Annotated in this window: 14 protein-coding genes; 6 read left to right on the plus strand and 8 right to left on the minus strand. The window is 68.3% G+C overall.

Features of this window, described 5'->3' with window-relative positions:
- Window position 1: 1 nt before the first annotated feature.
- Complete coding sequence (locus ABU113_RS10200; protein WP_454559409.1) at window positions 2-541, plus strand: DUF4167 domain-containing protein; 540 nt, start codon at window positions 2-4, stop codon at window positions 539-541.
- Window positions 542-832: 291 nt separating this feature from the next.
- Window positions 833-2,131 carry an OprO/OprP family phosphate-selective porin gene (locus tag ABU113_RS10205; RefSeq protein ID WP_454559410.1) on the plus strand — a complete coding sequence of 433 codons (1,299 nt, stop codon included), beginning with the start codon at window positions 833-835 and terminating at the stop codon, window positions 2,129-2,131.
- A gap of 120 nt (window positions 2,132-2,251) precedes the next feature.
- On the opposite strand, the gene ABU113_RS10210 is transcribed toward ABU113_RS10205, so the two are convergent.
- Window positions 2,252-2,644, minus strand: coding sequence for an acyl-CoA thioesterase (locus ABU113_RS10210; RefSeq protein ID WP_454559411.1), 393 nt, complete (start codon window positions 2,642-2,644; stop codon window positions 2,252-2,254).
- Between the two features lie 166 nt (window positions 2,645-2,810).
- Here ABU113_RS10210 and ABU113_RS10215 point away from each other — a divergent pair, with 166 nt between their 5' ends.
- Window positions 2,811-3,239: a CBS domain-containing protein gene (locus tag ABU113_RS10215; RefSeq protein ID WP_454559412.1), complete on the plus strand. Its 429-nt coding sequence runs from the start codon at window positions 2,811-2,813 to the stop codon at window positions 3,237-3,239.
- 12 nt (window positions 3,240-3,251) lie between these two features.
- Here the strand turns inward: ABU113_RS10215 and arfB are convergent, their stop codons facing one another.
- Complete coding sequence (gene arfB, locus ABU113_RS10220; protein ID WP_454559413.1) at window positions 3,252-3,674, minus strand: alternative ribosome rescue aminoacyl-tRNA hydrolase ArfB; 423 nt, start codon at window positions 3,672-3,674, stop codon at window positions 3,252-3,254.
- Between the two features lie 80 nt (window positions 3,675-3,754).
- On the opposite strand from arfB, the gene ABU113_RS10225 reads away from it, so the two are divergent.
- Window positions 3,755-5,569 carry a cation:proton antiporter domain-containing protein gene (locus ABU113_RS10225; RefSeq protein ID WP_454559414.1) on the plus strand — a complete coding sequence of 605 codons (1,815 nt, stop codon included), beginning with the start codon at window positions 3,755-3,757 and terminating at the stop codon, window positions 5,567-5,569.
- Window positions 5,570-5,602: 33 nt separating this feature from the next.
- Here ABU113_RS10225 and thrS read toward each other — a convergent pair whose 3' ends face one another.
- A complete protein-coding gene (thrS, locus tag ABU113_RS10230; protein ID WP_454559415.1) occupies window positions 5,603-7,606 on the minus strand; it encodes a threonine--tRNA ligase in 2,004 nt (667 codons plus the stop codon).
- Between the two features lie 246 nt (window positions 7,607-7,852).
- Window positions 7,853-8,821 carry a DUF481 domain-containing protein gene (locus ABU113_RS10235; protein WP_454559416.1) on the minus strand — a complete coding sequence of 323 codons (969 nt, stop codon included), beginning with the start codon at window positions 8,819-8,821 and terminating at the stop codon, window positions 7,853-7,855.
- 219 nt (window positions 8,822-9,040) lie between these two features.
- Between ABU113_RS10235 and ABU113_RS10240 the strand changes: the two genes are divergently transcribed.
- Complete coding sequence (locus ABU113_RS10240) at window positions 9,041-9,814, plus strand: alpha/beta hydrolase (RefSeq protein ID WP_454559470.1); 774 nt, start codon at window positions 9,041-9,043, stop codon at window positions 9,812-9,814.
- 17 nt (window positions 9,815-9,831) lie between these two features.
- Entirely contained in the window at window positions 9,832-10,716 is an 885-nt protein-coding gene (locus ABU113_RS10245; RefSeq protein WP_454559417.1) for a tetratricopeptide repeat protein, read from the plus strand.
- 192 nt (window positions 10,717-10,908) lie between these two features.
- On the opposite strand, the gene gloB is transcribed toward ABU113_RS10245, so the two are convergent.
- From gloB to ABU113_RS10265, 4 genes are all read right to left on the minus strand, one after another.
- Window positions 10,909-11,655 carry a hydroxyacylglutathione hydrolase gene (gene gloB, locus ABU113_RS10250; RefSeq protein WP_454559418.1) on the minus strand — a complete coding sequence of 249 codons (747 nt, stop codon included), beginning with the start codon at window positions 11,653-11,655 and terminating at the stop codon, window positions 10,909-10,911.
- Between the two features lie 103 nt (window positions 11,656-11,758).
- Entirely contained in the window at window positions 11,759-12,178 is a 420-nt protein-coding gene (locus tag ABU113_RS10255) for a VOC family protein (protein WP_454559419.1), read from the minus strand.
- On the minus strand, window positions 12,175-12,624 hold the full coding sequence (locus ABU113_RS10260; protein ID WP_454559420.1) for an acyl-CoA thioesterase: 450 nt from the start codon (window positions 12,622-12,624) through the stop codon (window positions 12,175-12,177). Before ABU113_RS10260 ends, ABU113_RS10255 begins: the two co-directional genes overlap by 4 nt.
- A gap of 197 nt (window positions 12,625-12,821) precedes the next feature.
- Entirely contained in the window at window positions 12,822-14,612 is a 1,791-nt protein-coding gene (locus ABU113_RS10265; RefSeq protein WP_454559421.1) for an AMP-dependent synthetase/ligase, read from the minus strand.
- Between the last annotated feature and the right edge of the window lie 20 nt (window positions 14,613-14,632).

Genomic DNA, 14,632 nt, shown 5'->3' on the forward strand with positions numbered 1-14,632 from the left:
GATGAGAAACGGTCAAGGCGGGCGTCGCAGAGGTCGCGGCGGTGGCAGCGGGCGTCAGGTCCAGACGGGCGGGCGTCCCATGGAATCCGGTGGACGCAATGACGCCCGGGTGCGTGGCAACGCCCAGCAACTGCTGGAGAAGTACAAAGGCCTGGCGCGTGACGCGGCGTCGGCCGGGGATCGTATCCTGGCCGAATATTACATGCAGCATGCCGACCATTACCATCGTGTCCTGGCGGAGTTCCGCTCCCGGTTCGAGGACAGCCGGCCGCAGCGCGAGCGCGACGGTCAGGAAGGCGATGCCGGACCGGAACCTGATCCGATTGACATCCAGCCCCAGGGATTTGCTGCTTCCGCCTCGGTGCAGACCTTCGGTGTCGAGGGTCCGGCCGCTGAGTCGGCGCCGCCCCCGGCTGAGCCCGAAGCCGGCGAGACCGAGGTCGCCGAGGTGACGCCGGCAGCCGAGGCCGACGCAGGCGAGGAGCCGCGCCGTCGCCGTCGCGGACGACCGCGCAAGACGGCAGAGCCTGCCGACGCCTGAGCCTGCCAGCCTCAGGGCAGGCGTTGAGACATGACAATCCCCGGCCTCTCATTCGAGGGGCCGGGGATTGTCATGTCGGGGTCTTGTCAGCCGGCTACAATGCCGGCGGACAATCGGTAATTGGGCGTTTTCCACTGTTGTGTGGGGTCGGACGGCCGGAAAGGTGACCGGCAGTCATCATTCTGCAATATTTTTGCAGTTTAACCGTCACCACATCCTCATTAGCCAGATGGTAAACAGATGCCGCGCACACAGTCATTCATGATCAGCCGTCCACTCTCGCGTGGACTCATGCTCGCGGCCGTGGCCGGCATCGTGCCGCTGGCGACGCCGGCGCTGGCGCAGGACATCTCGGAGGCCGATGCGGAGCGGGCGATGCTGCAGGCGCAGCTCGACGCCCTGCAGGAGCAGATCAAGGACCTCAGTGCCCGGCTGGCCAAGGCCGAGAAGGCCACCAGCTGGAAGGGCGCGCCGCAGCAAGCCGGCGGCGGGTTCGATTTCAAGATGCGCGGTCGCATACAATATGACATGGGCACGGCGAGCAGCGGCGCCCAGGGTGACGATAAGCTCCCGGCCGCCGACCAGCCGGCGTTCAACAGCGATTTCCGCCGTCTGATCTTCGGCGCCGCCGGCAGTCTGCCGGGTGGCTTCAAGTACAAGGCGGACTTCGATTTCGCCGGCAGCAAGGTGAATTACGAGGATGTCATCCTCACCTGGGCGCCGGCTGACTCGCCGTTCAGCGTCACGCTGGGCAACCATTACAGCTTTTCCGGCCTGGAGACGATGACCAGCTCCGGCGCCATTACCTTCATCGAACGCAGCCAGGCCAACGAGGCGTTCAATCACAGCCGGCGGCTGGGCGTCTCGGCGGGCTTCGCCCAGGGCGATTTCATGGTCAATGCCGGCGTGTTCCCGGATTGGACCGGATCTTCGACGCCCAATGGCGCGATCCCCGGTGTGGCTGACGACTCGCTGGTGATCGGCGCCCGCGCCGTTTACTCGCCGAAGCTCGGTGAGAACCAGCTCCACGTCGGTGTGAACTATCAGCACCGCGAGAACGACGACACCAAGCATACCAATCAATACAAGACCCGGCCGTTCACCCGTGTCACCGATACCCGGCTGGCCGACACCGGCGGTCTCACCGCCGATGGCGATGCGGTATACGGCGCTGAGCTGGCGGGTGTGTTCGGGCCTCTCTATGCGGCCGGCGAGTATCAGCGGCTGACGGTCAGTGGCTCCAATCTCGCCAACAGGCCGTCGTTCAGCAGCTGGTACGTCGAAGGCGGCTACGTGCTGACCGGCGAGTCCCGTGGCTACAAGAACGGAGCCTGGCTGGCGCCCAAGGTCGCCAATCCGTTCGACAAGGGCGGGCCCGGCGCGATCCTGGTCTCCGCCCGCATCGACCAGCTGGACCTCAATGACGGCACGGTGCTCGGCGGCAAGCAGACCGGCTATGGCCTGTCGATGACCTGGCTGCCGATCGACTATGTCAAGTTCCTGGCCCAGTATGTCCGGGTCGAGGCAACGAAGAACAGCGTCGACACCGACGCCGACATCTTCGGCCTGCGGGCGCAGGTCGAATGGTAGCGCGCGGGGCTGATCCGGCTGGAAGATATCGGGCTCGAACGACAGGGGTCTGACAGGAGTTCAGGGGGCGACGCCAGCGTGGCGCCGCCCCTTGTCGTGCGTGCGGGCTGTCCGGTGGTTTCAGAGGTCGCCGGGCGCCAGATCGGGCCGGTCGACCGGGCGCGGGCGCTGGTTCTTGTCCAGTGCCACGAAGGTGAACACCCCCTCGGTGACCTTGAGTTCTTCCGGCGCCGAACGCCGTCGCGCCCAGACGTCGATCTGCACCGCCAGCGAGGTCCGGCCGACCCGGATGACCTTGGCGTAGAGCGACAGCACGTCGCCCAGCAGAATCGGCTTGTGGAAGGTCATGCTCTCGATGGCGACGGTCGCCACCGGCCCCTGGGCGTGGGTATGAGCGGTCATGCCGCCGGCGATGTCCATCTGCGACAGAATCCAGCCGCCGAAGATATGGCCGTTCATGTTGATGTCGGCAGGGCGGGGGACCACCCGCAACACGGGATCACGCACTTCCATGGTTTGATGACCTCTCCTTGTCACGCCCCGGGTCCGCGCCGGGGGTCGGCGCGATTCGCGGGCCACTGATATGCACCCTTTCCTTTTGTCCCGCGAATCGTGATCATCGCAAGATCAGTCGTGGTGTGGCGTAACCGTGGGCGAAACAAGCACAAGGAGAGGAGCCATGACCATTGCGGCCATTCTGGCCCAGAAAGGCGGAGACGTTATCCTGGTATCCGAGGAGGCGGCGGTCAGCGCCGTGGTGGAAGTGCTGCACGCCCGGCGGATCGGCGCGGTCCTGGCGGTCGACGCCAACGACGATGTGACGGGCGTGGTTTCGGAACGCGACGTCATCCGTGGCCTCGCCACCCATGGCGCTTCGGTGTTGCAGCAGCCGGCACGCACCATCATGAGTTCGCCCGTCATCACCTGCCATCCGCGTGACCGGGTGCAGGACGCCATGGCGCTGATGACCAGCCGCCGCTTCCGCCACCTGCCGGTGGTGGCCGACGGCCAGTTGCTGGGCATCGTCTCCATCGGGGATCTGGTGAAGCGGCGGATCGAGGATGCCGAGCACGAGGCCGAGGCGCTGAAGATCTACATCACCAGCTGACGGGGCGGTGTACTAATCGGCCGGCGCGCCCTTGCGCCGCAGTGCCTTCACTGTGCCGCGCCGGGCCTTGTCATCGACGCGGCGGCGCTGGGAGGCACGCGTGGGCTTGGTCTCGCGCCGGACGGTCGGACGGTGGCTGGCCTCCTGTATCATTGCCAGTAGCCGGGCCAGGGCATCCTCGCGGTTGCGTTCCTGGCTGCGGAAGCGCTGGGCCGTGATGACGATGACGCCGTCGTGTGTCATCCGCCGGCCGGCGATGGTGCGCAGCCGGTGAAACACGTCGTCGGGCAGATTGGGGGAGCGCGCGGCGTCGAAGCGGATCTGCACCGCGGTCGCCACCTTGTTGACGTTCTGGCCGCCTGGTCCCGAGGCGCGGATGAACGACTCCTCGATCTCGGCGTCGTCGATCCGGATGTGGCGTGTCACCTGCAGCATGAACGTTCCAGACTCCGGCAATATCGGACAGTGGCCATGTGCGCCATGGACATCGTTCGCTCAACCCTTAGGGTTGTGCCATGAGCGCACCGCTTGATCCATCCGCCTTCAAGGAAACCCTGATCGTACTCGGAGGGGCGGGGATCGTCATTCCCGTCTTCTACAAGCTCAAGATCAGTCCGGTGCTGGGCTTCATCCTGATCGGCATGGTGGTCGGGCCTTTCGGGCTTGGCGCCCTGGCGCACAGCATACCCTGGCTGGCCGCCGTCACCATCATCGACCGCTCGGAGATCGAGGCGGTGGCCGAACTGGGTGTGGTGCTGCTGCTGTTCATGATCGGGCTGGAGCTGTCGTTCGACCGCCTGATGGCGATGCGTCGGCTGGTGTTCGGCATGGGCCTGTCCCAGGTACTGCTCAGCGCCGCGATCATCGCCGGAATCACCGTGCTGTTCGGTCAGGCGTTTCGCACGGCGGTGGTGATCGGTCTGGCGCTGGCGGTGTCCTCGACCGCGATCATCGTTCAGGTATTGTCCGAGGAGAAGGCGCTGACCTCGGCCGTCGGTCGTTCCAGCTTCGCGGTGCTGCTGTTCCAGGACGTCGCGGTGGTGCCTATCCTGTTCGCGGTCAGCGTGCTGGCCAAGGGCAATAGCGGTTCCGCCATGGGCGAGCTGGGCGTGGCACTGGCCCAGGCGGCGATTGCCGTCGCCGTGCTGGTGCTGATCGGTCGCCGTCTGCTGCGCCCCCTCTATCGCATGGTGGCGGCGACCCGCAGCGAGGATCTGTTCATGGCCGCTTGCCTGCTGGTGGTGCTGGCGGCCAGCCTCACCACCGCGCTGGCCGGGCTGTCGATGGCGATGGGGGCGCTGATCGCCGGTCTGATGCTGGCGGAGACCGAGTATCGCCGGCAGGTCGAGGTCACCATCGAGCCGTTCAAGGGGCTGATGCTGGGTGTGTTCCTGATCTCCATCGGCATGAGCATCGATCTGGGCCGGGTGGTCGCCCAGCCGCTGGCGGTCGGCGGCGCGGTACTGGGTCTGCTGGTGGTCAAGGGCGGCGTGGTCTTCGGCCTCGGTCGCCTGTTCCGGCTCGGCCGGCTGACCAGTCTGCGGGCGGGCCTGCTACTGGCACCGGGCGGCGAGTTCACGGTGGTGATCATCGGTCTGGCGACCACGCTGGGCCTGATCTCGCGCAAGGTCTCGGATTTCGTACTGATCATTGCCGTGTTGACCATGACGCTGATTCCCTTGCTGTTCCGGGCTGGCCGGCGGCTGGAGAAGCGGGCGGCGCCGGCGGTTGGCGCCAGTGATGAAACGCAGTTGCCGGAACCTGCCGCCGACGCGGCACGGGTCATTCTGGCCGGTTTCGGTCGCGTCGGCCGGGTCGTGGCGACGATGCTGGATGCCCATGACATTCCCTATATCGCCATCGACGCCGACGCCGAACTGGTGGCGCGCCAGCGCCGCGCCGGCCGCCACGTCTACTATGGCGACATCACCCGGCCGGATTTTCTCCGCCGGGCCGACCTCGCCCATACGCCGGCGCTGGTGGTGACAATGGATGACTCCGCCGCGGCTGACCGCATGGTGGCCATGGCGCGCGCCGAGCGACCAGACCTGCTGATCGTGGCGCGCGCGCGCAACGCCGATCACGCGGCCCACCTCTACCGGCTGGGGGTGACCGAGGCGGTGCCGGAGACGGTGGAGTCCAGCCTGCAGCTGTCGGAGACGCTGCTGGTCGAGCTGGGCGTACCGATGGGGCCGGTGATCGCCTCGATTCATGAGCGCCGCGCCCAGTTCCGTGCCGATATCCAGGCTTCCGCGCCGGATGCCGTCGTGCGCTTGCGGTCGCGCAGCCGGCTGCGTGACTATCAGGCGATGGCCGCCGGCGAGGAGTGAACCAGGCCTGTCGCGCGGGCGGTCCCGGTCGGCTCAGCGGCAGCGCAGATCAGGCGCGGTGCCTTCCAGACGCAGCCGCTCGGTGATGGCGTCGAGCGCCACCACTTCCTGCTTCTCGTCCGAGCCCAGCCGGCGCACGGCGACCGTGCGTTCCTCGGCCTCGCGCTTGCCCACCACCAGCAGGTAGGGGACCTTGGCCAGGCTGTGCTCACGGACCTTGTAGTTGATCTTCTCGTTACGCACGTCCAGCTCTGCGCGCAGGCCGGCGGCCCTGAGTGCCGCCACCACGTCGGCGGCATAGGCGTCGGCGTCGGAGACGATGGTGGCGACCACCACCTGCACCGGCGCCAGCCACAGCGGGAAGCGGCCGGCATGGTGCTCGATCAGAATCCCGATGAAACGCTCGAACGTGCCCAGAATGGCCCGGTGCAACAACACCGGACGGTGACGTTCGCCGTCCTCGCCGATGTAGGACGCGTCCAGCCGCTCCGGCAGCACGGTGTCGGCCTGGATGGTGCCCACCTGCCAGGTGCGGCCGATGGCGTCGGTGAGGTGGAACTCAAGCTTGGGCGCGTAGAAGGCGCCTTCGCCCGGCAGTTCCTCCCAGCCATAAGCTGGCGTGTCGCGGCCGGCGGCACGCACGGCGTCGCGCAGCGTCTGCTCCGCTTTGTCCCACATGGCGTCGTCGCCGAAGCGCTTTTCCGGCCGCAGCGCCAGCTTGATGGCGTAGTGCTCGAAACCCAGGTCCTTGTAGACCGAGTCCAGCAGGTCGCAGAAGTCGCGGATCTCGTCGATCAGCTGATCCTCGCGGACGAAGATGTGGGCGTCGTCCTGGGTGAACTGGCGTACCCGCATGATGCCGTGCAGCGCGCCATGGGGCTCGTTGCGGTGGCAGCAGCCGAATTCGGCCAGACGCAGCGGCAGGTCGCGGTAGCTCTTGATGCCCTGGCGGAAGATCAGCACGTGCGCCGGGCAGTTCATCGGCTTCAGGGCCATCAGGTCGGCGGCACCGGAGAGTACGGGCGCATCCTCCTCGGTGCCGGGGATCTCGTCGGGCACCACGAACATGTTCTCACGGTATTTGCCCCAGTGACCGGACTGTTCCCACTGGCGGGCGTCCATCAGCTGCGGCGTCTTGACCTCGACATAGCCGGCGGCATCCTGCCGGCGGCGCATATAGGCCTCCAGCTGCCGCCACAGGATATAGCCCTTGGGGTGCCAGAACACCGAGCCCTGTGCCTCCGACTGGAGGTGAAACAGGTTCATCTCCTGGCCGATCTTGCGGTGGTCGCGCTTGGCGGCCTCCTCCAGCCGGGTGAGGTGCTCGTCGAGCTGCTTCTTGGTCAGCCAGCCGGTGCCGTAGATGCGGCTGAGCATGGCGTTGTTCTGGTCGCCGCGCCAGTAGGCGCCGGAAACGCGGGTCAGCTTGAAGGCGTCGACCGGCACCTTGGCCGTCGAGGCCAGGTGCGGCCCGCGGCACATGTCCAGCCAGTCGTCGCCCGACCAGTAGACGGTGAGTTCGTCGCCATCCGGCAGTTCGGCGGCCCATTGCGCCTTGAACGTCTCGCCCTGCTCCTGCCAGCGGCGGATCAGGTCCTCGCGGCGCCACACCTCGCGCCGGAGCGGCTTGTCGGCGCGGATGATGCGGCGCATCTCCTCCTCGATCGCCGGCAGATCCTCCTCGGTGAAGGCACGATCGCGCGGCGCGAAGTCGTAGTAGAAGCCGTCGTCGGTGGCCGGCCCGAAGGTGATCTGGGTGCCGGGGAACAGGCTTTGCACGGCTTCCGCCAGAATGTGCGCATAGTCGTGGCGCACCAGCTCCAGCGCGTCCTTCTCGTCGCGGGCGGTGACGATGGCCAGCTGGACGTCACGCTCCAGCGGCCGGTTGATGTCCCACAGCGTGCCGTCGACGCGGGCGGCCAGCGCCGCCTTGGCGAGGCCGGCGCCGATGCTGGCCGCGACGTCGGCCGCCGTCGTCCCGCGCGGCAGCTCTCGCTGCGAGCCATCGGGGAGCGTTACGCGGATCATCTCGGGCATCGGGGCCATCCTAAAGTTCAACGGGCCGGCACCCTATAGCAGCCTGGTCGTTTGCGAGGGAAGCCGGGAAGCGGCCTCGCGGGCGTGAATCAGGCTGCCAGTTCTGGCCTGGTCGTTTGCGAGGGAAGCCGGGAAGCGGCCTCGCGGGCGTGAATCAGGCTGCCAGTTCTGGCCTGGTCGTTTGCGAGGGAAGCCGGGAAGCGGCCTCGCGGGCGTGAATCAGGCTGCCCGCTCAGGATTTGCGGCTCAGTAGTTGTAAACCACCGAGAAGCGCGTCGTGGTGTCCGTGCGGGCGAGATCCGCGATCGGGTCCGACTCGTGGATCACGTCGTAGGACAGCCGGGCCGACACCGCGCCGATCAGTTTGCTCGTCAGTGATGATGTGGCGGTATAGGTGTTGGAGCCGTCGAGCACCAGGGCCGCCACCTGGGCGAATTCCACCGCCGGGTGGATCTGCCAGCGGTAGGACAGCGCGCCGCGACCGGCGATCTCGTTTTCGCGGCTGCCATCGACGAAGCGGATCTGACGGAAGGCAGGACCGGCGGTCAGGTTGAGTGTCATTGTCTCCCGGTCGAGCGGGCGATAGCCGACGCCGACGGACTCGGTGAAACGCCGGCTGTAACCGGCGAAACGGTCCCGCTCCCAGCCCACCAGGCCGTACAGCGACAGGGGGCCGTCGAATTTGTAATCGAACTGCAAGTCGGCCAGCGTGCGGGCTCGGGTGAGTTCGCCGTCGCTCTTCTTGCGATCGAGCAGGGCGTTGAGCTTGTGCCGCCAGCGGTCGCTTTCGCGGCTGGCGGTGCCCTTCAGCAGCAGGCCGACGTCCTTGCTGTTACCGGTGGAGCGGCTGGCCCCTGCCTCCAGGGTGCCGGTCCAGTCGGCCAGCCAGCCACGATCCGGAGCCGGTTCCGGCGCTTGCGGGGCCTCGTCGGCCGTGGCGACCACGACGGGCGTTGACTGCGCCCTCACGCCGGCGAGGCTGGCGACCAGCGTGTCGATCTCCGCCAGCGACCGCGGGTTGGTGGCGCGGGCCACCGACGTCACGACGTCGAGCTTGGCGGCGTCGCCGCTGGCCGCGCGGATCATCGCCGCCACTGGCTCCGGCAACGGGTCGGCGTGTGCCGGCGTCGTGCAGATCGCGGCCACGAGGCTGGCGGCGATGCCGGTGCCGCACAGGGATTGGAAGAGATGCGGGCCGGGCGTAACGCGGCGCATGGCGATATCCTTGACTTCTCGGGGAGCGGTACCCGATTGCGCGGGGCGCTGCGTGATTGCCAAGTCTAGGCGGAGCAGGTGGCCCAGGGCAAGGTCATCACGGTGGGCTGGCTATGCAGCCGCTCCCATCTGGTGCCCGGTCCGTCGTGTCACTATCGTCATCGACCTTGGTTACTTGCCGGCTGGCGCCGGCATGATGGACGGGAGCGACAAGTGATGATGCGCGATCCGGCGACGGCTGACATCCAGCGGCTCGACCGCGGCGACGGCGTGGCGCTGGCCTACCGCCGCCAGCCCGGCGACGGCCCGACGGTGGTGTTCCTGCACGGCTTCATGTCGGACATGGGCGGCGGCAAGGCCGAGGCGCTGGCGGGCCATCTGGCGGCACGCGGCCAGGCCTATGTCCGGCTCGACTGCTCCGGCCATGGCGCCTCCGGCGGCGCCTTCACCGACGGCACCATCGGCCGCTGGCGCGACGACGTGCTGGCGGTGCTGGACGCGGCCACCACCGGGCCGCTGCTGCTGGTGGGGTCCAGCATGGGTGGCTGGCTGGCGCTGCTGGTGGCGCTGGCCCGACCGGAGCGGGTGGCGGGCCTGGTGCTGCTGGCGGCGGCGCCGGACTTCACCGACTGGGGACTGTTCGCCTCGCTCGACGAGGCGCAGCAGGCGCGGCTGGCCCGCGATGGCCAGGTGGCGGTACCCAGCGCCTATGGCCCCGACCCCTATGTCTATACCCGCGCCCTGTTCGAGGATGGCGCCCGCCACCGGCTGCTCGACAAGCCGATCCCCTTTGCCGGCCCGGTGCGGCTGTTGCAGGGCCAGCGCGACCCGGACGTGCCATGGCGGCTGGCGCTCGACATCGCCGACCGGCTGACCAGCGACGACGTGCGCATCCAGCTGCTCAAGGATGGTGACCACCGGCTGTCGCGCGAGGCCGATCTCGCCCTGCTGTGCGCCACCGTCGACGAGCTGACGGCGACTCTGCGCGGCTGACCTGCTACACCGGCGGCATGACCAGATGTCCGCCGTTGCCCGCCCTGCTGGCGCTTGCCGCTGTCCTCGCCACCGCCCTTGGCACCGCGACGCCCGCCGTCGCGGCGGCCGCGGCGATGGAAGCCGCCAGTCCGGCCGCCCGTCGCTACGCGGCCTGTCTGGCCCAGGCGCGCACCGACCCCGCCCAGGCGATCGCCGCCGCCAGTCGCTGGCGCGACGAGGGCGGCGGGGTGGCCGCCAAGCACTGCCTGGCGCTGGCGTTGCTGGCGCAGGGGCAGCCCAAACGGGCGGCGGCGGCGCTGGAGCAGGCGGCCCAGGACATGGAGGCCGGCCGGGGCCTGCCCGAGGGCATGGCGCGCGGCGCGGTCACGTCGGCCGATCTCTACGGCCAGGCCGGCAACGCCGCGCTGCTGGCCGGTGATGGCGCCCGGGCCTACGAGCTGCTCAGCCGGGCGGTGACGCAGGCCGAGGCCCGCCCGGGCCTGCAGGGCGACCTGCTGATCGACCGGGCCCGCGCGGCGGCGGCGATGAGCGACTTCGCGGCGGCGACCAAGGATCTCGACCGGGCGGTGGGGCTGCTGCCGGGCCGGCCGGACGCCTGGCTGCTGCGGGCGACCGCGCGGCGCAAGACCGGCGATCTCGCCGGCGCCCGCACCGACATCGACGCGGCGGTGCAGCTGGCGCCGGACGAACCGCTGGCCTATCTCGAACGGGCGACCATCGCGGCGCTGGGGCAGGACATGGCCACCGCCCGCGCCGACTGGACCCGGGTGATCGCGCTGGCGCCCGACGGCCCGGAAGCGGCGATCGCGCGGGAGAATCTCGTCAACGCCGGCCCGGCCGAGGCAGCGGCTCCCGCCGGCGTGTCAGCGACACCGGGCGCTACCCCGCCGCAACCCTGATCCGTCATGCGCGGGCTTGACCCGCGCATCCACGCGAACACCGCCGGCGCCGACGCGAACGCCGCCAGTCGTGGATGGCCGGGACACGCCCGGCCATGACGTTGGTGGTGGCGCCGCAGGATATATCCTTGGGCTGAGCCGCGAAAGCTGTCTCCCCTCGCGGCTGAGCCGCGAAAGTTGTCTCCCCGCGGCTCAGCCGCGAAATGAATCTTTTGCCGCGCGCCGGAGGGCGAACTCGTCAACGGTGCGGGCGGTCAGGAACGGGTTGGTCGCCTTGTCCAGTCCGAGCGGGAACGGCACCGTCGGCCGTCCCTGGTCGCGCAGGCGGACGATCTCGGCCATGCGGGCCTGTAGCGCGGCGTTGCCCTCGTCGACGGCCAGCGCGAAGCGGCCGTTGCTCTGGGTGTATTCGTGCGCGCAGTAGACCGTGGTGTCGTCGGGCAAGGCGCGGATCTTGGCCAACGAATCCCACATCTGCGCCGGCGAGCCCTCGAACAGCCGGCCGCAGCCCAGCGCGAACAGCGTGTCACCGGAGAACAGCACGCCGGCCTCGGCGAAATAATAGACCACGTGGCCGCCGGTGTGGCCCGGCACGTCCATCACCACGGCTTCCGATTTGCCGATGCGGACGCGGTCTCCTTCCCCGACCGCCCGGTCGAGGCCGGGAATCCTGTCGCCTTCCGCGCGCGGGCCAATGATCTGGCAGCCGGTTGCATCCTTGATCGCCTGGTTGCCGCCCACATGGTCGGGGTGCCAGTGGGTGTTCAGGATATGGGTAATGCGCCAGCCGCGACGATTGGCCTCCTCCAGCACCGGTACCGAGACGGCCGGGTCGATGACCGCGCAGGCGCCGCTGGCGGCATCGTGGGCGAGATAGACATAGTTGTCATCCAGCACCGGAAGCTGGGCGATGGTGAGCGTTGCCGTGGCGGTACTCATGGGTCATCCTCATGCGGCTGCCGAAGACGAGGAACGTGGCCACCCGTTTGCCGGGGGGTGAACCATCAATGTTATGCCCGCGCGACCGGAAGTCCAGCCGGCGTTACCAGCTGCCGGTATTGGGCATTGATGCCCACGGCTCGGCCGGCGGCAGCGCCTTGCCCGCCTGCAGCAGTTCCACCGAGATGCCGTCGGGCGAACGCACGAACGCCATGTGGCCATCACGCGGCGGCCGGTTGATGGTGACGCCGCCGTCCATCAGCCGCTGGCAGGCGGCGTAGATGTCGTCCACCTCATAGGCCAGGTGGCCGAAGTTGCGGCCGCCGTCATAGCCCTGCTGGTCCCAGTTGTAGGTCAGCTCCACCTGCGCCAGCTCGTTGCCGGGGGCGGCGAGGAAGATCAGGGTGAAGCGGCCGGCCTCGTTTTCCATCCGCCGCAGTTCGCGCAGGCCCAGCAGGTCGCAGTAGAAGCGCAGCGAGGCATCGACGTCCGACACGCGGACCATGGTGTGCAGGTATCTCATGCGGAAAACTCCATCTGGCGCAGGGTACGGCCCTCGAACTGCTCGATGCGGGCGACCACCCAGTCGGGAATCGGCTGTGAGGTGCTGTAGTCGGGGCTGACATGGACGTGGATCATCTCGCCGCTCGCCCGCAGGTCTTCTCCGCCGGGGCCGTGAATCTCGTAGGTGGTGTGGATGCTCGAACGGCCGATGCGGCTGGTGCGCATGCAGATGGCGATCACTTCGTCGAAGACGATCGATCTCTTGTACTCGACCACCGCCTTGACCACCTGGAAGTCGACCATGTCCGGGCCGGGCAGGGTATGGATGCCCATCTCGCGCCAGTATTCGGTGAGCCCGATGTCGACATAGTCAAGATAGCGGGCGTTGAAGACCACCGCCTGGGCGTCGATCTCGGCGTAACGCACCCGCTTGTCGTAGGAGAACCTGAAATCGCCCCGTGCCACGCTGGCTCCTTTCCGGCGTCACTTGCTGTATGTCCGGCGAACGACCCGCTCGTTGACGGAAAATGATCCGCACGCCGACAGGCAGGTCTAGCCATGGCGGGGATGACTGGAAAGAGGCAACAGAGCACTGCTGCGTCGTCACCGTCGCGACAATCGCCTTGACGGCGGGCGGCGTGCTTGGCGGCGGGGCGCACGGACTAACCGTAGAGCTGTTCCAGCCGGGTACCGTAGGCGCGCTTGATGACATGGCGGCGGATCTTCAGCGTCGGCGTCATCTGCTCGTTCTCGACAGAGAAGGGCGCATCGGCGATCGCGATGCGCCGGACCCGCTCGATCACCGACAGCCGGGCGTTGACCCGGTCGACCGCCGCCGCCAGCGCCCGCTTGAAATCCGTATCCGCATGCAGGGCCTGCAGGTCGCTCGTCTTGCCATGGGCAGGAGCCCAGTCACGCGCCCAGTCGGGGTCGGGCACCACCAGACCGACGAGATGCGGGCGCTTGTCGCCATACACCATCGCCTGCAGGATTTCCGGCTCCAGCGTCAGCATCCCCTCGACCCGCTGCGGCGAGACATTGTCGCCCTTGTCGTTGACAATGATGTCCTTCTTGCGGTCGGTGATCACGATGTGGCCGGCCTCGTCTATATGGCCGATATCGCCGGTATGCAGCCAGCCATCCACCAGCACCCGCGCGGTCTCCTCGGGGTTCTGCCAGTAGCCCTGGGTGACCAGCTCGCCGCGTACCAGGATTTCGCCATCCTCGGCGATCCTGACCTCGACCCCGGTCATCGGCGGGCCGACGCTGTGCATCCGCACCCCCCGCGACGGCCGGTTGCAGGAGATGATCGGCGCGGCCTCGGTCTGGCCATAGCCTTGCAGCAGCGGCAGTCCGATGGCGAAGAAAAAGATGCCGACATCGGGCGTCAGCGGCGCGCCGCCGGACACCATCGCTTTCAGCCGGCCGCCGAAGCGGGCCTGGGCGCGCTTGCGGATGGTGCGGTCAAGCAGCCGGTCAAGCCAGCCCTCCCACCAGGCCAGCGGCTCGCCGGCGTAGCGTCGGGCGCCCAGTCGCAGGGCCTGGTCAAGCAGCAGCGCCGGCAGCCGCCCCTGCTTCTCGATCGCCTTGGAGATGCGGGTGCGCAGCACCTCGAACAGGCGGGGCACCACCACCATGATGGTCGGCCGGGCTTCCTCGATGTTGGCGGCGAGTTTTTCGAGACCCTCCGCATAGTAGATCTCGGCCCCCAGCGACATCGGCAGGAACTGGCCGCCGGTGTGCTCATAGGCGTGGCTGAGCGGCAGGAAGGAGAGGAACACGTCGTCGCTGGGCGGAAAGTCCTCGCGGACGATGGCGCCGGCTCCCGCGACATTGTGCAGGATGGCGCCGTGATGCTGCATCACCCCGCGCGGCGCGCCGCCGGTGCCGGAGGTATAGATCAGGCAGGCGATATCGGTGCGCTGGAAGGTGGCCCAGCCGCGCGCTTCCTCGACGCTGGTGGCGCTGGCGGCCAGCAGGGAGTCGAGGTCATGAATCTGGGCGACCGAGGCCTGGCCGATGCGCAGCGGCTCCATGCCGATCACCATCCGGCAGGTGGCGGTCTGGTACACCGCCGGCAGCAGGGTTTTGGCGAGCTTCGGGCCGGAGACGAAGGCGGCGACGGCACCCGAGTTCTCCAGGATGTGCAGGTGGTCGCGCTCGGTATTGGTGGTGTAGGCCGGCACGGTCACGGCGCCGGCGGCCATGATCGCCATGTCGGCGATCAGCCATTCCGGCCGGTTTTCGGAAACGATCACCACCCGGTCGCCGGGACGGATGCCCAGCGTTTTCAGGGCGCCGGCCAGCTTCGCCACCCGCCGGGCGGTCTCCGCCCAGCTGATCGGCTGCCACGCTTCGTCCTGCTTCGACCACAGGAACGGCCGCTCGCCCTTCGTCGCCGCCTGGTCGAACAGCATCTCGACCAGGTTGTTCCACTTGTCCGGTGTCTTCACGCCCGAACCTCTCCCAGGGA

It is taken from the genome of Parapedomonas caeni (assembly GCF_041060555.1).
Taxonomy (GTDB): domain Bacteria; phylum Pseudomonadota; class Alphaproteobacteria; order Sphingomonadales; family Sphingomonadaceae; genus CAUJIW01.